The organism is Nitrospira sp. Nam80 (assembly GCF_965152575.1).
Window position 1 is genome coordinate 3,620,230 of record NZ_OZ224216.1, and the last position, 25,419, is coordinate 3,645,648.

Annotated in this window: 26 protein-coding genes and 1 pseudogene; 11 read left to right on the top strand and 16 right to left on the bottom strand. The window is 58.2% G+C overall.

Going from position 1 to position 25,419, the window contains the following annotated elements; genetic code table 11:
* Window positions 1-28 precede the first annotated feature (28 nt).
* The 4 genes from ACWGXE_RS17095 to ygfZ all read left to right on the top strand — a co-directional run bounded on the left by ACWGXE_RS17095 (window position 29) and on the right by ygfZ (window position 3,133).
* Complete coding sequence (locus ACWGXE_RS17095; protein ID WP_447599209.1) at window positions 29-829, top strand: sulfide-dependent adenosine diphosphate thiazole synthase; 801 nt, start codon at window positions 29-31, stop codon at window positions 827-829.
* A gap of 258 nt (window positions 830-1,087) precedes the next feature.
* The gene (locus ACWGXE_RS17100; protein WP_447599210.1) at window positions 1,088-1,603 is read left to right on the top strand and encodes a tetratricopeptide repeat protein; all 516 of its coding nucleotides are present in this window, start codon (window positions 1,088-1,090) and stop codon (window positions 1,601-1,603) included.
* Window positions 1,604-1,637: 34 nt separating this feature from the next.
* On the top strand, window positions 1,638-2,045 hold the full coding sequence (locus ACWGXE_RS17105; protein WP_447599211.1) for a response regulator: 408 nt from the start codon (window positions 1,638-1,640) through the stop codon (window positions 2,043-2,045).
* Complete coding sequence (ygfZ, locus tag ACWGXE_RS17110) at window positions 2,042-3,133, top strand: CAF17-like 4Fe-4S cluster assembly/insertion protein YgfZ (RefSeq protein ID WP_447599212.1); 1,092 nt, start codon at window positions 2,042-2,044, stop codon at window positions 3,131-3,133. The genes ACWGXE_RS17105 and ygfZ overlap by 4 nt, the downstream gene beginning before the upstream one ends.
* Window positions 3,134-3,292: 159 nt before the next feature.
* Here ygfZ and ACWGXE_RS17115 read toward each other — a convergent pair whose 3' ends face one another.
* The 3 genes from ACWGXE_RS17115 to ACWGXE_RS17125 all read right to left on the bottom strand — a co-directional run bounded on the left by ACWGXE_RS17115 (window position 3,293) and on the right by ACWGXE_RS17125 (window position 5,709).
* Window positions 3,293-3,775 carry a hypothetical protein gene (locus tag ACWGXE_RS17115; RefSeq protein WP_447599213.1) on the bottom strand — a complete coding sequence of 161 codons (483 nt, stop codon included), beginning with the start codon at window positions 3,773-3,775 and terminating at the stop codon, window positions 3,293-3,295.
* A gap of 39 nt (window positions 3,776-3,814) precedes the next feature.
* Entirely contained in the window at window positions 3,815-4,066 is a 252-nt protein-coding gene (locus ACWGXE_RS17120) for a CBU_0592 family membrane protein (protein ID WP_447603779.1), read from the bottom strand.
* Window positions 4,067-4,176: 110 nt separating this feature from the next.
* The gene (locus ACWGXE_RS17125) at window positions 4,177-5,709 is read right to left on the bottom strand and encodes an alkaline phosphatase D family protein (RefSeq protein WP_447599214.1); all 1,533 of its coding nucleotides are present in this window, start codon (window positions 5,707-5,709) and stop codon (window positions 4,177-4,179) included.
* Between the two features lie 103 nt (window positions 5,710-5,812).
* On the opposite strand from ACWGXE_RS17125, the gene ACWGXE_RS17130 reads away from it, so the two are divergent.
* Entirely contained in the window at window positions 5,813-6,052 is a 240-nt protein-coding gene (locus ACWGXE_RS17130) for a hypothetical protein (protein WP_447599215.1), read from the top strand.
* 45 nt (window positions 6,053-6,097) lie between these two features.
* Here the strand turns inward: ACWGXE_RS17130 and ACWGXE_RS17135 are convergent, their stop codons facing one another.
* The 4 genes from ACWGXE_RS17135 to ACWGXE_RS17150 all read right to left on the bottom strand — a co-directional run bounded on the left by ACWGXE_RS17135 (window position 6,098) and on the right by ACWGXE_RS17150 (window position 8,253).
* The gene (locus ACWGXE_RS17135; RefSeq protein WP_447599216.1) at window positions 6,098-6,460 is read right to left on the bottom strand and encodes a LuxR C-terminal-related transcriptional regulator; all 363 of its coding nucleotides are present in this window, start codon (window positions 6,458-6,460) and stop codon (window positions 6,098-6,100) included.
* 57 nt (window positions 6,461-6,517) lie between these two features.
* Window positions 6,518-6,850 (bottom strand): hypothetical protein, encoded by a 333-nt coding sequence (locus ACWGXE_RS17140; RefSeq protein WP_447599217.1) that lies wholly within the window; start codon window positions 6,848-6,850, stop codon window positions 6,518-6,520.
* A 244-nt stretch (window positions 6,851-7,094) separates the two neighbouring features.
* Window positions 7,095-7,490, bottom strand: coding sequence for a hypothetical protein (locus tag ACWGXE_RS17145; RefSeq protein ID WP_447599218.1), 396 nt, complete (start codon window positions 7,488-7,490; stop codon window positions 7,095-7,097).
* A gap of 133 nt (window positions 7,491-7,623) precedes the next feature.
* On the bottom strand, window positions 7,624-8,253 hold the full coding sequence (locus tag ACWGXE_RS17150; RefSeq protein ID WP_447599219.1) for a CGNR zinc finger domain-containing protein: 630 nt from the start codon (window positions 8,251-8,253) through the stop codon (window positions 7,624-7,626).
* Window positions 8,254-8,384: 131 nt separating this feature from the next.
* On the opposite strand from ACWGXE_RS17150, the gene ACWGXE_RS17155 reads away from it, so the two are divergent.
* The 4 genes from ACWGXE_RS17155 to ACWGXE_RS17170 all read left to right on the top strand — a co-directional run bounded on the left by ACWGXE_RS17155 (window position 8,385) and on the right by ACWGXE_RS17170 (window position 10,452).
* Entirely contained in the window at window positions 8,385-8,846 is a 462-nt protein-coding gene (locus ACWGXE_RS17155) for a VOC family protein (protein ID WP_447599220.1), read from the top strand.
* A 37-nt stretch (window positions 8,847-8,883) separates the two neighbouring features.
* Window positions 8,884-9,792 (top strand): pyridoxamine 5'-phosphate oxidase family protein, encoded by a 909-nt coding sequence (locus ACWGXE_RS17160; protein WP_447599222.1) that lies wholly within the window; start codon window positions 8,884-8,886, stop codon window positions 9,790-9,792.
* A 123-nt stretch (window positions 9,793-9,915) separates the two neighbouring features.
* On the top strand, window positions 9,916-10,176 hold the full coding sequence (locus tag ACWGXE_RS17165; RefSeq protein ID WP_447603780.1) for a superinfection immunity protein: 261 nt from the start codon (window positions 9,916-9,918) through the stop codon (window positions 10,174-10,176).
* Between the two features lie 9 nt (window positions 10,177-10,185).
* The gene (locus ACWGXE_RS17170; RefSeq protein ID WP_447599223.1) at window positions 10,186-10,452 is read left to right on the top strand and encodes a hypothetical protein; all 267 of its coding nucleotides are present in this window, start codon (window positions 10,186-10,188) and stop codon (window positions 10,450-10,452) included.
* A 364-nt stretch (window positions 10,453-10,816) separates the two neighbouring features.
* Here the strand turns inward: ACWGXE_RS17170 and ACWGXE_RS17175 are convergent.
* From ACWGXE_RS17175 to ACWGXE_RS17210, 8 genes and pseudogenes are all read right to left on the bottom strand, one after another.
* Window positions 10,817-12,375, bottom strand: a pseudogene (locus tag ACWGXE_RS17175) (IS110 family transposase).
* Between the two features lie 38 nt (window positions 12,376-12,413).
* Window positions 12,414-12,806 carry a nuclear transport factor 2 family protein gene (locus ACWGXE_RS17180; protein ID WP_447599224.1) on the bottom strand — a complete coding sequence of 131 codons (393 nt, stop codon included), beginning with the start codon at window positions 12,804-12,806 and terminating at the stop codon, window positions 12,414-12,416.
* Between the two features lie 150 nt (window positions 12,807-12,956).
* Window positions 12,957-13,274 carry a response regulator transcription factor gene (locus tag ACWGXE_RS17185; RefSeq protein WP_447599225.1) on the bottom strand — a complete coding sequence of 106 codons (318 nt, stop codon included), beginning with the start codon at window positions 13,272-13,274 and terminating at the stop codon, window positions 12,957-12,959.
* A gap of 37 nt (window positions 13,275-13,311) precedes the next feature.
* Window positions 13,312-13,557, bottom strand: a complete 246-nt coding sequence (locus ACWGXE_RS17190) for a hypothetical protein (protein WP_447599226.1) — start codon at window positions 13,555-13,557, stop codon at window positions 13,312-13,314.
* Window positions 13,558-13,796: 239 nt separating this feature from the next.
* Window positions 13,797-15,170, bottom strand: a complete 1,374-nt coding sequence (locus ACWGXE_RS17195; protein WP_447599228.1) for a sigma-54-dependent transcriptional regulator — start codon at window positions 15,168-15,170, stop codon at window positions 13,797-13,799.
* An 18-nt stretch (window positions 15,171-15,188) separates the two neighbouring features.
* Window positions 15,189-19,601 (bottom strand): PAS domain S-box protein, encoded by a 4,413-nt coding sequence (locus ACWGXE_RS17200; protein WP_447599229.1) that lies wholly within the window; start codon window positions 19,599-19,601, stop codon window positions 15,189-15,191.
* A gap of 223 nt (window positions 19,602-19,824) precedes the next feature.
* On the bottom strand, window positions 19,825-20,733 hold the full coding sequence (locus tag ACWGXE_RS17205; RefSeq protein ID WP_447599230.1) for a DMT family transporter: 909 nt from the start codon (window positions 20,731-20,733) through the stop codon (window positions 19,825-19,827).
* Between the two features lie 40 nt (window positions 20,734-20,773).
* Window positions 20,774-21,421, bottom strand: coding sequence for an O-methyltransferase (locus ACWGXE_RS17210; RefSeq protein WP_447599231.1), 648 nt, complete (start codon window positions 21,419-21,421; stop codon window positions 20,774-20,776).
* Window positions 21,422-21,510: 89 nt separating this feature from the next.
* Between ACWGXE_RS17210 and ACWGXE_RS17215 the strand changes: the two genes are divergently transcribed.
* Both ACWGXE_RS17215 and ACWGXE_RS17220 read left to right on the top strand, forming a co-directional pair.
* On the top strand, window positions 21,511-23,055 hold the full coding sequence (locus ACWGXE_RS17215; RefSeq protein WP_447599232.1) for a carboxypeptidase M32: 1,545 nt from the start codon (window positions 21,511-21,513) through the stop codon (window positions 23,053-23,055).
* A 241-nt stretch (window positions 23,056-23,296) separates the two neighbouring features.
* Complete coding sequence (locus ACWGXE_RS17220; protein ID WP_447599233.1) at window positions 23,297-24,712, top strand: CHASE3 domain-containing protein; 1,416 nt, start codon at window positions 23,297-23,299, stop codon at window positions 24,710-24,712.
* Window positions 24,713-24,780: 68 nt separating this feature from the next.
* Here the strand turns inward: ACWGXE_RS17220 and ACWGXE_RS17225 are convergent, their stop codons facing one another.
* Entirely contained in the window at window positions 24,781-25,344 is a 564-nt protein-coding gene (locus ACWGXE_RS17225; RefSeq protein ID WP_447599234.1) for a hypothetical protein, read from the bottom strand.
* Window positions 25,345-25,419: the final 75 nt, after the last annotated feature.

Sequence of the window (25,419 nt, forward strand, 5' to 3'; positions counted from 1 at the left end):
GTTTTGAGCATCCGTTGAGGAGTACCCCATGGCCAAGCCTAAACCAGCGCCATTGCGCGAACGCGATATCACCCGGCACATCGCCCGGGAATACTATAAAGAGTTCGACCAGCTCATCGAAAGCGATGTGATCATTGTGGGGGCTGGTCCGTCCGGGTTGATTTGCGGCCGCGATCTCGCGGCGATGGGATTTCGCACGCTCATCGTCGAACAGAGCCTGGCCTTGGGAGGCGGGTTCTGGTCCGGCGGGTATCTGATGAATAAGGCGACGATCTGCGCGCCGGCCCATGAGATTTTGGGAGAGATCAACGTCCCCTGCAAACCGGTCAAGGAATGCGAGGGAATGTACATCGTTGATCCTCCTCACGCCACCGGAGCCCTGATTGCCGCCGCCTACCAAGCGGGCGCGAAAATCATGAATCTGACCCGGGTAGTGGACTTGATCCTTCGACGAGATGGAATATTGGAAGGAATCGTCGTGAACAGCACGACCGCCGAGATGGCGGGGCATGATATCATCCACGTGGATCCAATCGCGCTGGAAGGCAAGATTGTCGTCGATGCGACGGGCCACGATGCCGTAGTGGTCTCCCTCTTGAACAAACGGAACTTGTACCAGTCGGTCCCCGGCAACGGAGCCATGTGGGTGTCTCGTTCCGAAGAAGATGTCATGGACAAAACAGGGGAAGTCTATCCGAATTGTTTTGTCATCGGCTTGGCGGTCGCCGCCGTGCACGGGACTCCCCGGATGGGACCGGCCTTCGGCTCCATGCTGCTCTCCGGCCGGTACGGCGCCGAGCTGATTAAGAAAAAGCTCAAGCAGGAATGATAAACTTAGGCTGATGGCTGATAGCAAGAAGCGGCCAACAACCTCGATAAACTATCGGCCATATGCTATCGGCGCCCTGACCGCATAAGTGAGCTAATGGCATAAGACAATGTGTTCTACGCGGCCGCTCAAAGCGTTCCCGGCAAGGCGGCAAGGAACGACAGGCCGAGTCACGAAGCTGATGGCTAATCGCTGAAGAAGCAATCGGCTTTAATCCGATTAGCCAGACGCTATCGGCCATTAGCTCTTGGATTTTTCATGGATGTGCAGGATTTTTTGATTCAGGGCGAAGGCAGCGAAGAAGACAAGCGGGACGCTTGGCAGCTGTTTCAACAGGCCTACGAGCAACAGATGAAAGGCCAGTTGGAAGAGGCTGTGAACCTATACAAGCAGTCCATCGCGGCCCATCCCACCGCGGAAGCCCATACTTTTCTCGGTTGGACTTACAGCTTCATGGGCAAACTCGATGAGGCGATCGAAGAATGTTATAAGGCGATCGACCGGGATCCGGATTTCGGAAATCCCTACAATGATATCGGCGCTTACCTCATCGAAAAAGGACAGCTCGACGAGGCCATTCCTTGGTTCGAGCGGGCCATGCAGGCGAAGCGCTATGAGAATCCGGCTTTTCCCCATCTGAATCTCGGCCGGGTCTACGAGCGGCAGGGAAAATGGGCGGAGGCAATCGATTGTTATAAGAAGGCGTTGACGCTGAATCCCGACTATGCCCTCGCGAAACGGGCGCTGGGTCGGCTCGTCAGCTCGATGAACTAACCGAACCAGGCGATTGGAGACTGCGATTTCCTCCATGACCACCATTTTGGCAGCCGTGAACGACATTTTCTTTTACACCAAGCTTCGCGACGCCCTCAAACCCCATGGTTATCAGCTCGAGCGCGCCCGCTCGCAACAAGACGTCCCCGACAAGATCGCGGCCATTCAGCCGGCGGCGTTTGTCCTTGATATGAATGATCCGGCACTCGACGGTTTGAAGGCTTTGGAAGCGATCAAGGCCGATCCCCGTTTCAATAATCTTCCTGTCCTCGCGTTCGCCAATCACGAAGAAGTCGGCACCTGGCAGCAGGCCAAGCGGCTCGGTGTATCGAAGATCGTCTCGCGCAACGAGTTTTCCGCTCGCACGCGAGATCTTTTGAGGGAAGTCCTGAGCGGCACCCATGGGGATGGGATCAAACCGGAGGCGCCGACCAATCCATGAAACAATCTTCTTTGTACGAGCGCCATGCCTCGCTCGGCGCGACCTTTGAAGAGCAAGCCGGCTGGTCCGTCCCGGCCCATTATGGCGATCCCCTCGCCGAACATACGGCCGTCCGCCGGCAAGCCGGCATCGCCGATCTGTCGCACCGGGGCAAGCTTCGCGTGACGGGGGACGACCGAATCAAATGGCTCCAGAGTATCATCAGCAACGACATCCTGCCATTGAAGCCGGGCCAGGGCCGCTATAGCAGCTTTCTCAGCCATAAGGGGAAAATGCTCGCCTATTTCCGGGTCTATATCCGGCCGGACGAGGTGGTGGTGGAAGATGTCGGCGAAGTCGGCGATGGGACCTTTCAGGCACTTCGCAAGTTTCTCCTATACGGCACCAAAGCAAAAATGGAAAATTGCGGGGAAACGTGGGGGATCATCTTGGTGAGCGGTCCGCAAGCGGCGGCGATTATACGAGCGGCTTTCGGCTGCGACGCGTCTACGCTCGGCCTGCTGGAATTTCTGTCGGTCGATATTGCCGGCAAATCGGCGATGATTATCCGAACGGAAGAGACGGGCGAAGAAGATTTTGAGGTTTTTGTGCCGGCTGAAGCGGCCGTCACGGCTTGGGACCGACTGACGCAAGCAGGTCAGGCGCATGGACTCAGACCGTTTGGAAACCAGGCGCGGGAGGCCTTGCGCATGGAGGCCGGGCTTCCACAGGCCGGACCTGATTTGAATGAAGAAATCGTACCTCCTGAAGCGAACCTTGAAGGAAAAGCCTTCAGTCTGTCCAAGGGCTGCTACCCGGGGCAGGAGGTCGTGGCAAGAATGGACACCTATGGGAGCGTACGGCGAAGGCTGGTGGGGCTGGTGATCGAAGACGCCGTCATTCCGCCATGCGGAGCCAAGCTCTTCAGCGGCGACCGAGAGGTGGGATGGGTCAGCAGCGCCGTGCAATCCCTGCAACTGCAGTCCGCAATCGCCTTCGGATTTCCCTTACGCGATTTCTCAAAACCCGGGACGGCCCTCACCGTTGAGATCAACGGATCGCGCCACCAGGCGACGGTGCATGCGCTCCCGTTCTATACCCGCACATAGAACGCTACGGCCTTGCCCGGGAAAAACGGCATGCGAACAGCTTGAGGTTGGACGGGTGTAATCAGCGGGGTTTTAGCCTCGTGCCCCACTCAATCTTTACCGTCCAAGACCCCATGATGCCTGCTGGCCACGAAATCAGTCCTCCGCAGCCCGCCTACCTTAGCGCTCCGGATTCCTGACCAGCGCCACCGCGGTCGCAAATCCCAGCAAGCTCCGACGTTCCTCTTCATCAAGCGCCAGTAGCAAATGGGTCTCTTCACCGTGCATGAGGCGAAGGCTGAGGAAGGGCTCCTCACGGCGTTTTTCCCGATTGTCCCACACCGCATCGATGACCTGGACCTTATCGAGTTGTGCGATGGACACCACATCGTAGCGAAAATACTGGTCCCCGATGACGACATCAAACAGCACGTTCCCCGCCGTCAGCAGTACAAGATTCAACCGGCCCTGATCCTCATAGCCTTCGGGCAAAAATTTATTCACGTGGCAGCGCATGACTTTGCGGTCTCCAAGCGCCGAACGAAATTTTTCCTTCAAAGCATCGTAATCGATCTGCAACGCCCGTTCATCCGGCCCGGTCGCCGCGACCGCCGCTTCTCTGGCCTTTTCGTACACATCATCCGCCGACATCAAGCCCGCCATGGTGCCTTCTCCTTCTCGATCATGCGTTTAAGAACGATATCAGCCCGTTGCGCGAGGCGAGTGCCTCGCCTTCCAGGCCCGCACAACTCCTACGATTCCCAACCCCGCCCACGCGAACTCCAACAGGATGAAACCGACTTGTCGCTCCGCCACGGCAACGATTCCCAGCAAAACAGACCCGGCGATGTTTAACGCCAGATACCCGGCATCCAGTTCCCGCCAGATGCCGTTTTGAATCAAGCCGTACGCGGCCAGGACCATCAACGCGCCCAAGACCGACAGGACCTGCATGATCACGATGATTTTCCAAACTCTGAAGAGCGCGCCAACGAAGCGGGCTAACGCGGTACGGTAACTGCCGTACCGAGACGATTGCAAGGGGATTTTCGCCGACCAGCGCCTTACCGGGCTTCGAGGTGGTGTGCGAAGCGCCGGCGCCCGCTCTCATCGACAATGGTGACATTGAAATTCATCTCGTCGGCCCTAACCGTCCCGAAATTTCGATAGCCGCCCTCCTGGATGAGAGTTCGGATCTGAAACGGACTTCGCGGCGGCACCATACGGCCGCTTGCGGCGGACAGAGGCCCTGCAACGAACTCATGGAAATCGGGTGTACCATCGCCGTCGACGTCATAGATATTCGCCTCGACGAAATGGACATCGGCCGCCAGCCAGACCACGTTGCGCACCTTTTGGGAAACAATACATTCGGCAATGCGCTTCAGTTCCGTTTCAAATCCGGTTCCATCGGTGCCATTGGCCCACCCATCATTGCCCGGCGTATGAAGCGGCCCTGGTTTGGGAACCGATAAGGGCACACTCGACGCAATGACCTTCCACACGGCGGTCGAACGTTGCAGGCCGTCGAGCAACCAGGCCAGTTGTTCCTTTCCCAACATGGTTTTGTCCGGTCCATCTGGATCGCCGTTCCGGCTCCGGTACTGTCGGGTGTCGAGGATAAAAACGTCGAGTACGGCGCCCGCGCTTACCCGGCGGTACAGCCGGTGTGGATCGATCGGATCGCGGCGAATCGGCCAATACTCAAACAACGCTTGTCGAGCCTCCGGCATCCTCTCCTCAAACGGGCCGGAAAAGTTATTGCGAACTTCATGATCGTCCCAGACGACAAAGACGGGAACGGAAGCCAGAAACCGCTGAAGGGCCAATGAAGCGCGTTGATACCGATGTTTGGCTCGATAGTTCTCCAGCGTGACGGCCGCAAAGTCGCTTCCCGGAGCATTGGGCGGCGCGGAACATCGCTCGTCCGCGTAGACCGTATCGCCCAGCAGCAAGAAAAATTCCATTGGAAATCGGCGGAGGACGTCGAAAATGGGATAGCCGGCGGCCATATCCCGGCATTGCGCTTGACCTCCCACATCGGCGCTCCAACCGAAATTGACGGGGTCGCCTGTGGACGAATCAGGCAGGGTCATAAAACGCCCGGCTAGCTCGTCAGCCTTCGTTTCGGTTCCGGGACGAGAGGCAGCTTCGCCCGAAACCGGCACCGCGGTCATTCGAAAGGCATAGGCGGTCGAAGGGCGCAATCCATCTAGAGAAATCGTGAGGGTATAATCCTGACTCGCAGTCGTCTCGTATGCCGCCTCCGATCGCGGACCCGGTGAGTGGAAAGCCTCTAACCCGGCTTCCGATTCGGGTGCCACCGGCCCATAATTTACGGTGATTCTGGCCGGCCCGTCGGTTCTGACCCAGAGGAGCGCCGAATGACTGGACACGTCCCCTACTGCAATTCCCTGGGACAAGAGCGAGGGGGAGGGCGTTTGGGCTTCAGCAAAGGGGCTGCCCGGCGGCAGGCCGGGCAAATATGACTCGGAGCAACCGAACCACATCATGGCAAAGCCGAGCAAGACGGCGGCGAGCCGGCGAGGAACCATCCGCATGCCGTTGGAATAGCGGAATCGCTTCAGTTGCGTCAAGCGCCATGATGCGGCGTTGCATTCCGAAAGAACGATCCGGCATACTGGGGTGTAGCGACAATCACATGCGGGACCAATCCATCGTCCCGGGGAGTAGCAGAGGATGAGCGATCAAGGATGTATGATCGGCGGCTGCCAGGCGAAAGTCTATGCCCCGGCCGGTACGCAATCGGTATGCAAAGAACACTTCATGAGTTTCCTCAATTGGCGCCGGCGGCGGGGACCGCAAATGTTTATGAAATACGCCGGCATGGCCATGGACCAACGGGACGCGATCGCGGCCGAGTGGCAGAAGACCGTGCGAATCGAGGAAATACCGAGCGCCCTACCGGGCAAACACTAGCTCTTACCCGATTGTTTCGGTTCCATGCGCGCAGTCCATTGCCGGTTAGGCAATGGACTGATCGACGGCATTGACTGTCCCCCTCGGTTCCCCGACCAATGAGATTTGCAGGAGTCCCGCCTCGAATGCCGCTTTGACCAATTGCGCGGTGTTCGAAGCCCGCAGTTTTTTCATCATGTTGGCCCGATGCGCCTCGGCCGTTTTGATGCTGATGTTGAGTTGTTCCGCAATCAGCCGGCTCGTGTTGCCGTCCCATACCAATTGAAGAATTTGCATTTCACGCGGCGTCAGATCTTCCGGCCGGCGCGTACGCCGCTCGACCGTGGGTTGGGTCAGTGCCGTGACGGACTGGGTGGTATGCCTCACGTCCATTCTTCCGTTCTTTACCGGGGGTAGTTCCTTCAACATGAGTTTCTCCTTTCCTTGGATGACAGCAGCGGCACAGGGCCGGCTGTTTTGCCTGGGTCAGTGATCCAGTACTTGAAGCGGGCCTGACATCTGCCACAACCGGTGAAGATAGCTGAGCACCGCCATCGTGACCTGCGTGCGAGACGGTTGCGAGAATTCCTGCACGTCAAACCATTCTGTATCGGCCGAATCCCGCGTGGCCAAATGCTCAAACATTCCGCCGCCTGCCGGTTGAACAGACAGCAACAACTCCTCTTTGTCTGCCCCCTCGATTAGAAAGCCTTTGACCTTCACGGAGGCTCCCTTTCTTCGGATCGCCAGCGATGGATCCGACTTCAATTGTTGTAGGCCGCGCTGACTGCTCGGGACCTCTTCCAACGGCCTTTCCATTACGAATGAGGCATCATCAAGTTATATGCCACCAACGAAATAATGAACTAGACCCATAATTTCAACAGGTTGAATGAGTGAAGATTTTCGGAAGGGATGCAGGACTGTGCCACATGCCCGGATGCTGTGCCACATGCCCATAGCGCCGGCTACGATTTCTAAAAATGGAACGGCCAGGCCGAGGCCGTGGCCCGATCTATTGCAACGGCTGGGAGGGAAGGCAAAGAAGCAGAAGATTATCTGGTTAATCGGTGCATTGGCAGCCGTCCAGGGATCGGCTTGCAATGTAAGTGAGGTTGTTGGAATACCTCGCGAATCCCTTTTGACGGCCATAGAGCCGCAGCAGGCATTCCGAACGTTTGTGCTGAACGAAAAAACTATAGTCGGCTCCCGAGGGAGAGGACACGCCGAACGGCCGAGGCCCCAAGGCGCCGGTCGCCAAGACGGTGGTGGTGTTTACAGCGAGCCGCTGAGCGATTTCAGGCTGTTCGCCTTGTTCAAGCAAGACCGAGTTGAGTTGGTCCCGCACCGTGCTTTTGCACGCCGGATCATCCAGGGTGGTGACTTGCGCGACCGTGGTGCACCCCGTGCCCACCGTCAGCATGGCTATCACACCGCCTGCCAAAATGAATTGTCTCATTGATTTCCTCCGGTCGCAGAAAAGCCCGCGCCTGTATGCCTCAATGCAGAGGAGCACGCACCAAGCGGGCAGGACGGTAGCCGGAAGAGGATGAAATGTCAATGAAGCGATCATTACGATATCACCCGATGATCTATGTGGTATCCAAAGTTCTCAAGCGACGATAATAGGCCGCCACTTTCATCCGATTTCCGCACGCGCTCATGCTGCACCAGCGGCGGCTATGGTTCTTAGTCGTGTCGTAGAAGAACAATACGCAGGCTACGTTTTCACACTTCTTGACGAGAGAAAGATCTCCATAAACCAGAAGATCGCACGCCGATTCGGCGACAGGCCACAAGAGATGGATCGGCTCTCTAAAATCGCTTTGGAATCGTTTTTCAAAGCCGCCCTTCACGCGCCTGAGTTCTCCGTGCCCCACGTGATGCTGAAGTAACTCATTAATCTGATCGACCACGGTTTGCGGCACCGCTTTTCCCTCCATAATCTTTTCTGCCATATGCCGTAAGGCCGTCCTAAATTCTCGCGCACGATCAAGCACTGTCGCAGTTTCACGATCCTCACTCCAGTTCCTGATGATTGCTCTCGACTGCTCCGTATCGAGCACGCGGGTCTGACTTAACCACACGATGAGATCGTCGAAGCAACTCAAGAGATCAACCGGCCGCCCGTCCTGAGCAATGAATGTATTGACGAAATCCAGGCATAAGTAGTTACCGATTAAAATGAATTTGTCCTCCTGCCGTTGCCTTGATATTGCCATCCCTCTCTCCTTTTAAGCCATTATCGCATAACCATCAAAACATATATTGACAGGTTATCATTTCCAGCGTATAACCTCTAATTATCGACTTTACAGGTTAGCGCCCGCAATATTTCAAAAGGAGCCGTCCAATGACCAGTCATAGCATACAGAGTGTCACGACAGGGCACGTGGGTCTTAACGTCAGCGACCTTAATCAATCCAAACGGTTTTACCAGGAGGTATTCGGGTTCAAAGTCACCGGGGAATCCCAGGAACCGAACCGTCATTTTGTCTTTCTAAGCGACGGAAACACACTGGTCCTGACCCTCTGGCAGCAGGCGACCGGTCGATTTGAGAAAAAGCATCCCGGCCTTCACCACCTTTCGTTTCAAGTCGCTGCCATCGAGCAAGTCAAAGAAGTTGAGCGGAAACTTCAGAGTATGAAGGTGCCCTTCATTTACGACGGCATCGTACCCCATGCAGAGGGGGCTCAGTCCGGCGGCATTTTCTTTGAAGACCCGGACGGCATCCGTCTGGAGATTTACGCCCCGAGCGGTGCGGGCAATCGAACCGCTCCATCACCTGGCGCGCCTTCCTGCGGATTCTTTTGAATCATGTCTCAATGAATGGAAGGGAAGGAGGGGTGAGATGGCTGTCATGTATCATCCCGGCGAGCTTATCGTACAAGCACGCGCGAATCGCCGTGACATGGCGGATCGTATCGGCAAGTCCATCAGCGCCGCCATCCCGCCGGTGGCGCGGGAATTCTTGCTCCGCCAGCCCATAGCCTTTATCGGGGCGGTCGCTAGCGACGGCCGGCAGTGGGCCTCTGTTCTAACCGGTCATCCCGGCTTCATGCAAGCGGTTGATGATCGGACTGTGAGAATCAACGCCCGCCCCGCGGCAGGCGACCCACTCGCTCAAAGTCTGGCAACCGGCGGCCAAGTCGGCATGATCGTGATCGACTTCGCAACCCGTTATCGGATGAGACTGAACGGCAGGGCCGAGATACAGAAGGACGGAGCAATTCACGTATCCGTCCAACAGGTCTATGCCAATTGTCCCAAGTATATTCAAGCGCGGCAATGGCAGCCGGCAGCCGGAAAGTCAATGAAAGAGGAAAGGATTCTATGCAGCCGGAGTCTTACAGAAAAGCAGCGGCGGTGGATTCGTGAAGCGGATACATTCTTCGTAGCCAGCAGCCACCCGGATGGCGGAGTCGACGCGTCACATCGCGGCGGGAACCCCGGATTTGTGCAGGTCGTGAACGAGAGCCGGCTGGTTTGGCCCGATTATTCCGGCAACATGATGTTCCAAACCTTGGGCAACATCGCCGTGAACCCCCGTACCGGGCTCCTGTTCATAGATTTCAAAAAGGGCGACACACTCCAACTCACGGGACAGGCCTCTATCAATTGGGAAGTTAATCGCGCGATTAACTTTCCCGGCGCGGAACGTCTCGTGGAGTTCGACACCGAGGAGACGGTAGAAATCACCAACACGATTCCGTTCCGGTGGCAATTTATTGAGTCCTCACCCTTCAACCCGACCGGGTGAGGATAGGATGGGATCAGCGGCTTCCAGGCGAGGGAGTTACGGCCCCGGCGGCAAGAGCAACGGATAGATCGCATGGTTCGTGTACCGCCGGTTCAGAAAATCTCGGACACCCTCAATCGGAGCATGATATGCGCCGCGGGGGGACGATCTCGGAGCTACTCGATTGCTCTCGTGAATATTTTTCTAGGATGGACAGTGCTCGGCTGGTTTTGGGCGCTGATCTTGTCCTGTATGAATCCACCGCCACAGAATCTAATCGTGATCGCTCAGAATTTTCAGGAACAGCCGCGTGCTCGGGATTGGGAGCGGGGCTTGCTGCCCAGATTGCCACCGCTCCGCCTCCCCGCGCAGCTCCTACTTTCCGGCTGCGCTATGGCACGCTGACAGCATGAAATGCTCGAAACCGCCGGCATGATCCCACCGGCAAAAATGCATCCAGCAGGAGTGAAACTGTACCGTGATGGGGCCTTTCCTGAAGCTGGCTGCTTCAAAAGGCGAAAGTGGCTGGCGCATGGAAATGGCTATGCCAATATGCATACCTTGGAAAGTAAGATTCAAGAGGAAGCGGCGGATATCGGAACGGAGTCGGTTATCATTCTTGGCTCGCACGTCTCCAATGGAACGACTTTTGGGACTTATGGAGGAGGGCTCGCCATCTGAATTAGCTAACGAGCAGGCCTGCACCCTTTAAGTGCAAGCTCCACTTCACTCCATTCCATCTTACTACCTAAGCTAATGCAGCCATCGAGGCCTGTGGCCGCGACTTCGCCGGCGAGTCGCGCTGATGTGCGAAGGTGCGCGAGGCGATGAAGAAATCGCCTCATGCTTGCGACGGGCGCGAGTCGGTGAGCGCCCAGTGTCTTTGCGAGACCCGACCGGCAATGCCATCACTTTATGGCATTGCCGGATCGGAATCCCCCGCATTCCGATGCGGGGGTGCGCGATGCGAGGACTAACGAGCATCAGGTCTGCGCACGCCGCCGAGTCGGTGAGATACCGTTGTGATTGTCAAGTGGTGTGTTCGTCATTGGAGGACTCCTTGCTCCACGGGGTGGGCGACAAAAGGCCGGCGATGTTTTGCGACGCTATAGATGGCCGCCAGCAGTTTGTGCATGGCGGCGATGAGGGCGACCTTGGCCAGTTTGCCACGAGCCCGCAGGCGCTCGTAGAACGCGTTCAGCCAGGGATTGAAGCGCACCGCGACGAGCGTCGGCAGCCAGAGGGCCGCCCGCAGCCGCGCATGGCCCAGTGGAGTCAAGCTGGCCCGGCGCGACTGCCGCTTGCCGGATTGTCGCAAGGCGGGGATGACGCCGACATAGGCGGCCAACGCCGCCGCACTGCGGAAGGCGGCCGGATCGCCCAGTTCGCCGATCAGGCGGGCGGCGGTCTGTGGGCCAATCCCCTCGATCGTCGTCAGCAGCGTGCCGACCTCATGCTGCGTCAACCCCCGCTCGATGTCCTGCGCCACGCCATGCAGTCGCTGTCGCAACAGGTCGAGATCTTCACAGAGATACCGGATCTGCAGCTGGTATGCGGCACCGTGATGCTGCCCGACCGAGTGCGCCGCCGCCTCCACGAGCTGCTGCGCCAACGGGGCGCCGACGCGCCGCCGTTCTCCATAGCGCAGCCCCGCCAGGCGCCGAGCGGAGACGGTCGCAAAGGCCTGCGCCGTGGGATAGGCGTGCAACAGGGTGGTGGCCAGGGGATCGGCCAGATGTGGAACCAGGCGTGTGAACTCCGGGAAGCCCAAGTCCACCAGCCGGTGCAGCTGCCGAACGCGATCGCCCTGGTCCTGCAGCAGGCGATCCCGCAGGCGGACCCATTCGCGCAGTTCCCGGACCAGCGTGTCGGGCACCGGCATGGGGGCCGGCCGCTTCTGGACCGCCAACCGCGCCAATCCCACCGCATCAATCGCATCCGTTTTCGTGCGGGCCAGGTCCTCGGCCGCAAAGCGGTGGGACCGCAACGGATTGAGCACGGTCACGGCGAAGCGTGCGCCGTCAAGAACGCGAAGAGGTTTTGCCAGTAATGGCCGGTGGCTTCCACGACGATCAACAGATCCGAGGGGGAGCCGAGCCGAGCCTGGAGCAGGGCATAGCCCGAGGCATCCTCGCCAAAGGGCGTGGGCGGCACGAGGATCTGTTCGTGCTCATCCATGAGAGCGACCACATGACGTTCAGCCGCGATGTCAATGCCGGCGAAGCGCATAGGACTCCTTTCTGCGGCGGCACGCGGGGAGTCTCGATGCCGGTGCGCGGGTTCGGCCTTGTGCATGCGAGGACACGACTGGTGCCTCGGGATACCGTGCGAACCATCGGCACCGGTCGAGGGCGCCCTTCTCACCTCCGAGGACGGAGCCTCGCGGCGGCCATGACGGCGACCCTCTCCCGGCATCCGTCGAGCAACTAAGATGTTCGAGGACCTATCATACAAGGCGGCCGGAACAGGGGGGAGTCGCAGCCGTTCTGCCGCTAGCTTACAGCAGACCCGGCGAGCCGGCGGAAGCGAGCACAGGCCTTGATGGACCTGAGACGAGATAATTATCGCGTGGAATTCTTCACAGTCCTGCAACATGACGAGCATGCACCGAACGACTTTTCTGTCGCGACGAAGTTCCTCGTTCACCCCATGACCGGCGATCCATGGTGATGGATCATCAGCCACTCGTCCCCGATCCGCTCGAACAGATTCGTCGCGAGCACGCGCGTCTCGATCGGCTGCTCGCCCTGCCGGCTGGCGAGATGCTCCGTGCAGATGACCCACCCGATGTCCCCGGCCACCTGGACTTGGACCTCGGTCAGCTCGAAAGACATGGAAAAGGTATTGTTGAAGATCAAAACCCAGGAATCGCGGACGGCAGGCCAGCCGGACCGCAGGGACCAGCCGGGATGGATGCAGGTGACATAGTCCTGATGCGCCCAGATCTTATCCATCTGAGCAACATCGAGACTTTCGAAAGCTTCATAGAAGGCACGATTGGCTTGGGTCACCTCTTCGATTCTCTGTTCAATCACTCGCCGCTCCTGTGATGAGGTCCGCTATCATACTGCAAACCGCATCGCAGGAGCGAGCGCGATGTTGGGCGCGGGGCGAACAGCCGGCGCGGGAAACGGCGGCGGCTCGAGGTCGATCGCGAGGCTACCGCCGCTTGCCGCAATGATAAGTCAACGGCTCTCCATCCCCGCAGCGAGCAACCCGGTTTCAATGGCGGTCTTCAACAGCTGGGCCGTATTGGACACCCGCAGCTTTTTCATCATGTTGGCACGATGCGCTTCGACTGTTTTAATGCTGATGCCGAGTTGATGCGCGATATAGCGATTCGTGAACCCGGCCCATACCTTCTCAAGAATTTCTCGTTCGCGCGGCGTGAGATCTTCCGGCCGATGCCGCCGGGCCGAAGCCTGCATCGCCAAGGCCTGCTCTTCGCCGCGACTCGACATCGCCACCAAGGTGCTCACTATCCCCTCCTCTTTGTACAACATGGCCCCTCCTTTATTGTCGGTATTGCCGGCGAACCGGTTATTGCTCGACTCTTGGTATCCTCTGCGTCGTTTGCCAAAGTCCTTGGAGATATCCAAACACAGCCGCAATGGCCAGACTGCGGTCCTGCCACGAGGTTTGCGCATTGCTGCCCAGATCAATCCAATAGCCGTCCACTTTCTCCCGAACGACCAAGCGCTCGAACGGACCCTGCGCCGAGGGCTGGATCGTCAGCAAGAACTCGCGATCCGATCCATTTTGAAGAAGAAAACCTTTGACGGTCATGGCTCAATCCTCCTGAGCGAACGATTCAGGCTTCAGTGACGGTTTCCCCCGCCGATCCTGCTTGCTTGGTGACTCGCATGGAGTTTTCTTATGTCAAGCTCCATGCCAGCCTTGACGAACAGCCAGATCGGGCTTTTTCAATGAGATAGAGAACTGCCGGGCAGGGATGAACTTTGGAGCTGTGCCAACGCTGTGCCATGAAAGAAGCCTGTGCCAAGGCCCTCACGGTGCGTGCAACGTCAGATGGTCAGAGGCAGGTTATATTCGAGGAGTCGCCGATAAAAGGTGCGCCGGCTCATTCCTAACAGACGAGCGGCTTCGGAGCGGTTGCCGCCGGCCTCACGCAAGGCGATCACAATGCGGTTCCGTTCATCCGATGACGGCTGTTCACCTGCCTGTTCCGTCGGGGTGTCGGGGGCGATGATTTCCGGCGGTAGATCGTCATACTCGATCATGGAACTTTTGCAATGGATGACCGCCGATTCGATGGCGCTTTTCAATTCCCGAACATTGCCGGGCCAGGCGTACCCTGCGAGCCCCTGCATGGCAGCGTCGCTGATCTGGTGAACCGGCTTCTCCATGATCGACCGAAATTGGCTGAGAAAGAAATGTGCCAAAACCGGCACATCATCCTGCCTGGCGCGCAGGGGCGCAATATGGATACGGGCGACACGAATTCGATACAAGAGATCGCGACGAAACGTGCCCTTCTCGACGTCATCGGCCAGCTTGTGGTGCGTCGCTGCCAGAACGCGCACATCCACCTTGCGCGGCTTGGCTTCTCCCAGGCGCGTAATCTCCCGCTCTTGAAGCACCCGCAGGAGGCCGGTCTGGACCGCCGTCGGGATGTCACCGATTTCGTCGAGGAAGATCGTTCCTCCGTGAGCCGCCTCGAAGACGCCTTCCTGCGAATCGATCGCCCCGGTGAACGACCCTTTCTTATGGCCGAAGAGCTGACTTCCCAGAATCGATTCTGTAAACCCGGCGCAGTTGACTGCAATGAACGGCTGGTCCTTGCGGCGGCTCGCCGAGTGGATGGCTCTGGCTACCAGTTCCTTGCCGGTGCCCGTCTCCCCTTCGATCAGGACTGTGGAGTCCACCGCGGCGATCTCTTGGATCTGCGCATACAATCGAGTCATGCAGGGAGTCTGGCCGACGAGGTCGAAAAAGCGTCCAGCTTTGGCCAATTGTCGCTCGAGGTCTTGCGCTTTGTCTTCCGCTTCAAAGCGACGGGTCAGATTTTCGACCCATTGTTCTGCGACGCCGAGGCGCAGCTTGAGCAATTCCGACCCGAGTGGCTTCACCAGGTAATCGTTGACGCCAGCCTGGAGCGCCGCCTTGAGACTCTCGGGTGTATTGTGCGCCGTCACCATGATGATGACACATCGGTCCCCGCGCGGGTCTGCACGGATCTTCCCGCAGAGCTGAAGGCCGTTCATCCCGCCGCATCCTAGCTCCCAATCCAGCAGGATCAAGGAATACTGTCCCTTCTCATAGGCTCTCCATCCGGCCTCGCCATCCGCGCAGGCCTGCACATGGTGGCCCAACGATCGGATGACTTGGCCGAACAAGTCCCGGATATCTTCTTGGTCTTCGACGATCAATACCCGCATGAACAGCATGCTCTGGGGTTACACAAATACCAATTCGACGCGCTCCAAATAGTCGTTCAGTGCGGTCACATCCGCCTCAATTGCGCCCGCGTTCCGCTCGATCGCAGCCTGTTCAATATGCTCTCCCAGCCGGCTAATGACCGCGGACCCATAGGTTCCGCCGGCTCCCTTGATGCCGTGTCCTAACACTCTGATACGCTCGAACTCGCCGTTGGCCAATTCCGCGATGATCTGCGCCACATCGCGCCGGCGATTCGCAAGAAATTTCGGCATCAATTCTTCCAGCTCCGCACTCACCTCCAGAACCAACCGGCCTTCCGGATTGGCCTCCGAAGGAGGGACGTCATTCGCCGGCCGGTCCTCCGTATGCTGCATGATGGCCTGGAGTAATTGCGCCTTCCTGATGGGTTTCACCAGGTGGGCGGTGCAGCCCGCGGTCAGGCTTTTCTGCACCTCGCCTTTCAAAGCATTGGCGGTCAATGCCAGGATCGGCGTCGGAGGCCGGTGCTGGTCCGCTTCCCATTTTCTGATCAATCCGGTCGCCTGATAGCCGTCCATGACCGGCATCTGAATATCCATGAGCACGAGGTCATAGGAGGCATTGGTGAACATCTCCACCGCAACCTGTCCATTGGGAGCCATATCAAGCTGATAAGGACTCTTCTTCAGATACAATTCGATCATGCGGCGATTATCGGCGAAATCCTCGACCAACAGAATCCGCAACGGTCGCGTCGCTCGGGAAAGGGTCTGTCCTTCGCCTTCCGAAGAAGAGAGCGGCAAAGCCGTTTGCGCCCCGATGATAGCCATGATGGCATTGAAGAGATCGGACCGTCTGAAAGGCTTGGCTAGATACCGGGTAATCCCCAATCTCCGAATCATCTCTTGATCGCTCTGGCTTCGCTCCGAGGCCAACATGACAATGGGCAGTTTCGACAACAACGGTCTGCGCGCCATTGATTCCGCCACCTGCCACCCGCTCCGGCCCGGCATTCGCACATCGAGGATGACCAGGCGGAAAGGATCTCCTGCTTCGCCGGCTCGCGCGAGCGCGTCCAACGCCTCATCTCCGCCTGCTGCTTCTTCGACAGGAATTCCCCATGACACCAATGTCTCCCGCACGATCAAACGGTTGGTCGTATTATCATCCACTACCAGGGTCTTCAAGCCCGTCAACCGCTCCCATTGCGGAAGAAGCTCCGCCACCGACTGCCTCACTCCCACTCCAAAACAGGCGGTGAAGAAAAATGTGCTGCCTGAGCCCAGTTCACTTTCAACCCAAATGCGCCCCCCCATGCGTTCCACCAATTTCTTTGAGATGGTCAGTCCTAGCCCGGTGCCGCTGTACTGGCGGGTAGTCGAAAGGTCGGCCTGACTGAAACTTTCGAAAATCATGTCCAGTTTGTCCGCCGGAATCCCGATGCCCGTATCACGCACGGAGAAGAGCAGTGCTCCCCGAGCGCCCCCAGTAGGATCGGACTGAATCTGCAGCACGACTTCTCCCGCTTCCGTAAATCGAATCGCATTGCCCAACAGGTTGATCAGAATTTGTCGCAGGCGGTTCGGATCACCGATGAGGAATCCCGGCACATCGGATTGAATGCGATAGGCCAGCTCAAGATTCTTCTCATTGGCCCGGATGGCGACCAGTTCCGCAACCCGTTGGACCAGATCATGAAGGTCGAATTCGACGGCGTCCATTTCCAGATGGCCCGCCTCGATCTTCGAGAGGTCCAGAATGTTATTGATCAGGCCGACAAGATTTTTCCCGGCATCCCGGAAGATCCGCACATATTCCTGTTGGTCTTCGTTCAGCGGGGTCTCGGATAACAAATCCGCCATGCCGACGATCGCGTTCATCGGCGTCCGAATTTCATGGCTCATCGTGGCGAGAAAATCACTCTTGGCCCGATTGGCGGCCTCCGCCGCCTCTTTCGCAATGAGCAGCGCTTGCTCCGCTTCCCGCCGATTGGTCGCTTCATAGGCGAGCAACACCACATGTCCGATGGCCGACGCAAACTGCTGCTCGGCCACGGTCCACCGGCGAGCCGCTCCGACATGCTCATGGCAGACCACGCCGGCGAGTCTGCCTTCGCGGGAAATGGGCACATCCAGCACCGACGTGACGTCCGGCGGGGCTAAGGCCGACAGTGTTCGTTCGCCTGCCCGGCTGTCGCTCTGCACCTCATCCATGGCAATTACCCCTTCCCGGGAGAGCCGCTCGAAATAGTCCGGATGGTCGCCGGCCGAAAGCATCTGACCGTCGCCATGGCGTGCGAGCGACCGTTCGTACAGCTCCACACAGCGTAACTGTACGCCGTCGCGGTCGAACAACCACACGCTGCCTCGTTCGACATCCAAGCCTTTGGTGGAGGTTTCCATGATGTCGCGCAGAGCATCCGACCACTGCCCGCTGCTGATATGCGCATTTTGTGTCAGGCACATCAGTGCCTCCTGATGTTTCAGGAGCACCTCCTGATTGTAATGGAGCGCATCCTCGGCCTGTTTGCGCCTGGTAATGTCCAGGATCAGGGTCAACAGGCACTGGTCGCGCCCGATGGTTAAAATCTCGACATTGAACAGGCAGTGGCGAACATCTCCGGATTTGAGATGGTACGCTTTTTCCATAAAGCGAATATGCCCGTCACGTTTGAGGGTCTGCAGGAGATCCTCCCGCTCTTCCGGCTTCACCCATAACCCGAAGTCGAGCGCGGTCGTCCCGATCACTTCCGCTCGAGTGCCTCCGAAAATCCGCAGGAACGCCTCATTCACGTCCAGCAGTCGGCCGTCTTCATAACGGCTGATCACCATGGCGGCGGGACTGCTCCGAAACGCCGTGGCAAACCGCTCCTCGCTTTCCCGGAGAGCGGATTCAACCCGCTTGCGTTCGGTAATATCTCGAGCGACCACCTGAAACCCAATGATCCGCTCGCCGTCGCACAGCAGCTGCACATTCTGGCCCAGCCAGACTTCCGCGCCTGTTTTAGAGACCGCAGGCAGTTCGTAATAGGTACGAAGGCGCTTTCTGACGAACTGTCGGCCGTAAAAATTCTGCGCCTCCTGTCGAGAAGCCGGGTGGACCAGCGCCAGGCAATGGCGGCCAATCAGTTCTTCGGGCGTATACCCCAGGATTCGCTGAGAGGTCGGATTACAATAGGTAAAAATTCCCCGCTCATCGGTCCGATACATGATATCGCTGGCGACCTCAACGATGTTTCGATAGCGCTCTTCGCTGGCCCGCACCGCCGCCTCGGCTTCCTTGCGAGCCGTAATATCTTCGACGATCCCCTCATAGCCGACAATCGTCCCATCATTGTCGCGAAGCGCCCTGACATTCTCCCAGATCCAGATGAGCGTCCCGTCTCGTCGCCGCACCTGCGCCTCAAATTTCGTCACCATCCCGGCTGCTTGCATCTGCCGTTTGAATTCATCCCACCGTTGCGGATCGACATACAACTGTTGCGCAATACCGGTCACGAGGCTCAGCATATGTTCCGGCGAATCATAGCCATACAGCTTCGCCAAGGCGCGATTGACCGTCACATAATGCCCGTCTATGGTGGTCTGAAAAATTCCCTGCAACGCATGCTCGACAATATTGCGGTACCGTTCCTGGACCAGCCGCAGTGATTCTTCTGCGAATTTGCGTTCCGTCATGTCGATGTGAACACCGGTCATGCGGACCAGCGCTGCCTTCTCGTCTCGAAATGCCGATCCGCTGGTCAGAATCCAGCGATAGGACCCGTCTTTGTGCCGCAGCCGATGTTCAACGTTATAGATCAACAAATGGCCTTCGAGGTAGGCGCGAATCGTCTCCATCGCCCGTTCGTGATCGTCGGGATGTATTCGCGATTCCCATTCTTCAAACGTATTGCCGATCTCATGATCGGCATAGCCCAATTGGCTCTTCCAGCGCGGGGAGAAATACATGCGGTTGGTCCGCAAATCCCAATCCCAGACTCCGGCATCCGCCCCTTTCGTGGCCAGTTCCAACCGTTCACGACTGTCCCGTAACGCCGCTTCAATTTGTCGCCGTTCGGCCAGCTGCTGGGTCAGCTGTTGGTTGACGGTCCGGAGCTTATGGGTCTGATCGGCCACTTGTTGTTCCAGTCGCTCTTTCACTCCTAGAAACGCCTGTTCCGCGCGCCTGCGATGCCAAAATAAGCCGGTCATTCCCCCCAGCACCGCAATGCCGAGCATGCGATTCACAATCGCCATGGACAATTCCATTCCCGGCGGTGAAATCACCATTCCCACCGCCGTGAGGGACGCGCATACACCGCCGGCCCAGAGGGCCGCTCCAGGCGGAAGAAGACGGAAGGCCAACCAGATCGGAATGAGATAGAGAAGAGGGACCAGATACCCCAACGCCGTCAATACATCCGCAAACAAGACCGCTGCGATGAGAAGGGCAACGCCGATGTATGCCACCGCCTGACCTCCTGGGGAGAAGCTGCGGCCCGAACCCCGTCCTGCAAATGTGCCTCACCATACTCTTGTCTCGCGTCCAGGTAAATTCTGGCCAATCGGCCCTAGATCCCTCAACGTAGTTTACGGGACAGCGGTTCAAGAGCCGGCAGAATGCAGGACCGCTGAGGCAGCTACGGCGTTATGCCATGCAGTAAGAAAATGGAACCATTAAGGGGATGCTGGATCAGCGGGCCGTTTTGACTCCGGCCGATTGCCGGCCCACCAGCCAAACGCCTGCGAGAATGAGCAGAATGCCCGCGCTTTCTCTTACGCCGATCGGTTCTCCAAGTATGAGCGCGGACAATGACACAGCCGAGACCGGAATGAGATTCACGAAGACACCCGCGCGCGAGGGACCGACTCCCTTGACCCCATAGAGCCATGCCTGCTGGCCCAACGCGGTGGCGAACACAATCAGATAGATCAGCGCCATCCATCCACCGGAGGAGACGGCGGATACGCCGGTATCCAACATTTTGTGGTCAGTCGCCAATAAGGGCGCCTGTACGAGAAGCGAAATCAAAAGTGTCGTCCAATTGACCGTCAAAGGGGAGAGACGGTCCATGATCCGCCGCCCACCGATCGTATACAGACTCCAACTCACGAGACCGAGCATGACGAGCATGCCGCCGAGCCAGGGATTCGACCCGGCCGATCCTCCACCAAATCCCGATACCAGCGCGACACCGGCAAAAGACAAGAGGCAGCCGCCGGCAACCGAAGAGAATGGGACGTCTCGAATCAATAGCGCGGACAGAAAGGCGGTGATGGCCGGACTTGCCCCGATGACGACTCCCGCCGGGGCCGCTCCGATGTACCGGAGTCCGATCAAGGTCAAGAGATGATTGCCCAGCACTCCCATCCCAAGCGCGGCGAGCACCATTAGATCTTGCGAGGAGAACTTGACCTGAGGTCCTTCCTGCCGCCACCACAGGGGAATAAGAATTGCCAGCGCCCCGATCCCGCGTAAAAGGGAGGTCTCCACAGCCGAAAACGCATCCAACGCGATTTTCTGCGCGACAATCGATCCTCCCCACACGAAGGCGGCGGTGGCCAAGGCGCCATAGGCGACCACATCGGAGGGGCCCCTCATGCGCCCCTCTCGAAAGCAGAACTCTGCAGACCGGCGCCGTTCACGATCCGGTCGGCTTCACGACAAACAGGCCGTCCCGGACCGTAAGCATAACGGCGTTGACCGTGGAATCGGCTGCGACCACCCGGTTCAATTCCTGAATGGCGGCCGTCCGCTCGTCCGGAGGCGGTTGCCGAACAACGGCGCCGTCCCATAGAACGTTATCGATGAGGATGATGCCCCCCGGCGCGAGCAGTTCCAACGCCCGCCGGTAATAGTTGACATAATTTTGTTTGTCCGCATCAATGAAAATCACGTCAAACGGATCGGTAAGCCGCCGCATCGTGTCCAAAGCCGGTCCCATTTCCACCTGAATTTTCCGCCCGACCGGCGAGCGGGCGAAATAGCGGCGGGCGATCGCAGCGGCCTGTTCATCCAACTCGCAAGTGATGACTACTCCCTCTTCGGGCAAGGCCTCGGCAAAGCAGAGGGCGCTATACCCGGTAAACATGCCGAGTTCCAACACGCGTGAGCCCCCGACGAGCCGCACCATCATCTTCAGAACCGCCCCTTCCAGAGGTCCGACGATCATCTCTGCACATTCCATGGTACGAATCGTCTCTTCCCGCAATGCCCGGCAGCAGTCGGATTCAGAGGTTGAATGATTCTGGGCATAGGCTTCCACATCGGCTCTCACCAGCTCCTGCATTACATCGCTCCCTTGGTTTGAAAATGCGGCACCGGTCACGTAGACTGGCAATCATAGCATGGCGCCCCGGCGCAGTAAGGAGGATTCGTGTGAAGACCCTCGCGACCCTGGAACCATTGACCTCCCGGCTCCTCGAGATTCAACGCATCGGTAGCGCCGCCTCCCTGCTCGGTTGGGACCAGGAAACGTACATGCCCGCAGGCGGCGGAACGGCCCGCGCCGATCAAATCTCAACCTTGCAGGGCTTGGCTCACCAGAAGCTCGTCGCGCCGGAAATTGAACGTTTGCTTCGGCAATGGATTGATCCACTTAGCGGCCAGGCGATCGACACCCCGGCCAATGGCTGGGACGAACCGTCCCGTGCGCTCTTACGTGAAATTTGGCGGGATTTCAGCCGGGCGAAAAAACTACCCTCGGAATTCGTGGTTCGTCTCAGCCGTGAATGTTCGCTGGCTCAACAAGCCTGGGTCACCGCGCGCGAGCATAACCGTTTCAAAGACTTTCTGCCGCATCTCCAAACCGTTCTTGACCTCAAGCGGCAGGAAGCCGACTATTTGGGATACCGGGCCTCGCCCTATGATGCCTTACTCGACATATACGAGCCGGGAGCCACCGTGGCGTTTCTCGAGCCTCTGTTCGACCGATTGCGGTCCCACCTCGTGCCGTTGCTCCAACGGGTCATGGCCGCCTCCGTGACGATCGACGAGCGTTTTCTCTATCGGAGCTATGACAGCGGCCGTCAAATTGAGTTCGGCCGCCTGGTACTGACCGCCATGGGATATGATTTCGACCGGGGACGCTTGGACCTATCGGCGCATCCGTTCACCACCTCATTCCATCCGACCGACGTTCGTGTGACCACGCGCGTCCACGAACAGGACCTGCCGTCCTGCCTCTTCAGTTGTATTCACGAGGGCGGGCACGGGCTCTACGAACAAGGCCTCGATGTTCGCTACTATGGAACACCGCTGTGCGACGCCGTGTCGCTCGGCATCCACGAAAGCCAGTCGCGATTGTGGGAAAACTGCGTGGGACGGTCCCGGCCGTTTTGGCAATTCTTCTATCCGATTCTTCAACGGACCTTCCCCGATCAGCTGAACGAGATCGCGCTCGATCATTTCCACGCCGCCATCAATCGAGTGAAGCCCTCCTTGATCCGTGTCGAAGCGGACGAATTGACGTACAACTTACATGTCATGTTGCGCTTCGAAATCGAGCAGGCTTTGATTGAGGAACGCCTGCGGCCGGAAGAGCTTCCCGAGGTGTGGCGCGAGAAGATGGGACAATACCTGGGCATCGAGCCGGAGCGGGATGCCGACGGCGTCCTTCAGGACGTGCACTGGTCAATAGGCTCCTTCGGCTATTTCCCCACCTACACATTGGGCAATCTGTATGCGGTACAACTCTATGAGCAGGCCAAGCGGGACATTCCTCGACTGGAAGACGACATCGCGTCGGGGCAGCTCACGGGGCTGCGTCGATGGTTGGAGCAAAAAGTCCATCGCTGGGGCCGGACGTTTTCTCCCGACCGTCTGGTGGAACGAGTGACCGGGTCCACGCTTCAGCCCGAACCATTCCTCCGCTATCTCGACGACAAATACCGCCGGCTTTACCGCCTTGCTCACTCACCATAACGTGCCGCGTTCCCTTCGCTCCCTGCATTGCACGGCCAAAATCGCCCGATGAACCGCCATATGGCTATCACGGCTATATGGACCTGACCTAATCGGCTCTATTGTACATCGGCGGAACGATCTCTAGAATCATTTCCTTGGGAATGGTTCTTAGTGAGTCCTCATTCATCCACCCTGCGCGAAATTCTCTTCGCTGCCTGAGCTGCGTTTCGCGCAACTGTAGGAGACCAACGCCTCACTGATGGGGAAGATCCCCGCGCCGCACAGCAAAGGGATATCGATGCTCTTGGCCCTTGAACGGAAATGGCTCTTGGCCGGGCTTCTCGGCATCCTTTTATTTCTCTTCAATATTTATCTCTCGGTCACCAACGCGTGGACGATCATCGAGCTTCGGCAATCGGTCGAGCATGCCCATAAGAGCGTCGCCGGCTTGCAGCGCTTTCTCGCGACGTCCCAGGCGGCGGAGAGCGGGCAACGGGGATTTGTGATCACCGGCCTGCCCGAATACCTGGACCTGTACAATGCGGCACTGGCGGAAGTGAACCAGGAGCTCGACCGTGTCGCCGAGCTGACGACGGATATACCCGGACAACGGCAACGAGTGAACCAGCTACGAGAGATATTGGCGGAGAAGCTGACCGAACTCGCCGAAATTATCCGTCTCAGAAAAGAACGTGGATTCGAGGCAGCCCGCAAGGCCGTCGCCACCCAGCGGGGCAAGCAACTCATGGACGGCCTCCGGTCCGTGGTAGGCCGAATGGAACAGGAAAATTATCGTCTCCTGAGCGAGCGGGAACACCTGTTCACGCGTACGTCCTATCAAAGCCTATTTGCATTCAGCGCCACCGCGCTGTTGGCCCTCATCGGCTTTTCGATCGCGGTCGCTCTGGCGCAAAAATACGTCTCCATCCGCCGGACAGCCGAGGAGCAATGGAGACATTCCTACGAACAGCTCCAGGCGGCCGGGCGGCTGATCACCGGAGCGGAGAATGCGGAGCGCCGCCGCATCGGCCGCGATGTCGATGAGGATTTAGGACAACTGCTCAACGGCATGCGGTTTGACATGACCTGGCTGCACAAACGGTGCACGGCGTTGCCGACCACGTCCGAGCGGCGCGAGATTACCGATAAGCTGAGCGACCTCATCGGACTGGCCGACCGCGCCTTATCCTCGGTTCGACGAATCAGCGCGACGTTACAACCGGTCCCGTTGGACCAGATCGGTCTCATCTCGGCCGTTCACACCTACGCGCAGAATTTCGAATCCAACACCGGCATTGCATGCGCGGTGGCGGTTTCGCAGACACTCGATGATTTTACGTTTGATGAGCACACGGCCTCGAATATCTTCCGAATCATTCAAGAGTTGCTCACCAATGCGGCGCGCCATGCGGACGCCACGCTGATCACCGTCACGCTGACCTTGGCGGATGATACGGTCATCATCACCGTGGAGGACAACGGGAAAGGCATCACGCTCGAGCAGGTCAAACATGCTCAATCACTCGGCATCGTCAGCATGGAGGAGCGGGCCCTGTTGATCGGCGGCGAGTTTACCATCACCGGCACGCCGGGCGTCGGCACGGTTGCGAGGCTGACGATCCCGATCACGCCCAGTCAACGGCGCGAGCGGGACGTGCTCAAAGTACGCTCCTGATCGGCTGTTCTCCATAGACGGATAGACCTCCGGTCGAGGCCTCCTCGCGGACGCATCACAGGCCCCGCTCAATATCCCATGGCCGCGTTCAGCTTTCTCACCAGATTCGGAGCGAACGTGAGTTCCGTGTGGACTTCGATGCGGCTGGGAACTAAGAGAGTAGTGTGGAAGACGATATCCCGAATCGGAATTTTATGGTCCGGTTCCTGCGGCGTGACAAGTTCGACTGATTCCACCGATTTGATAATGGCGCTGCTATCCTGCGGGCCATAGGTCGCCACGACAGCCTGGATGATTTCACTGGTCTTCTGGTTGGGCTCCGTCCCTTCGAACCCCGTCGTCAGCAGCGGGAGCACAGCTTCCCGCGCTTGATCGGACAAGGTAAAATTCTCAATGCGTTCCTTCCGGCGCAGCGACGTGAGGTCGTTATCGAGATCCTTGCTGAACGCGCCATAGGCGAACCGGAAGAATTCAAAATGAAGCCCTTTCATGCCTTTGCCGAATAACTGCAACTCGCACAAAAAACAGAGCTGCTGAAGTTTGACATCGTTGAGCAGGCCATAGGGCTCGGCCAAGTGGAGGATGAACAGCAGCAGCCCGCGATCTATCGTCATCTCATGGGGTTTTCGCATGGCATCATCCCGCAGCCGGAGTGGTCCAGGACTATAGGCCGGCGAAAACACGCGCGTCAATCGCCGTGATGACAC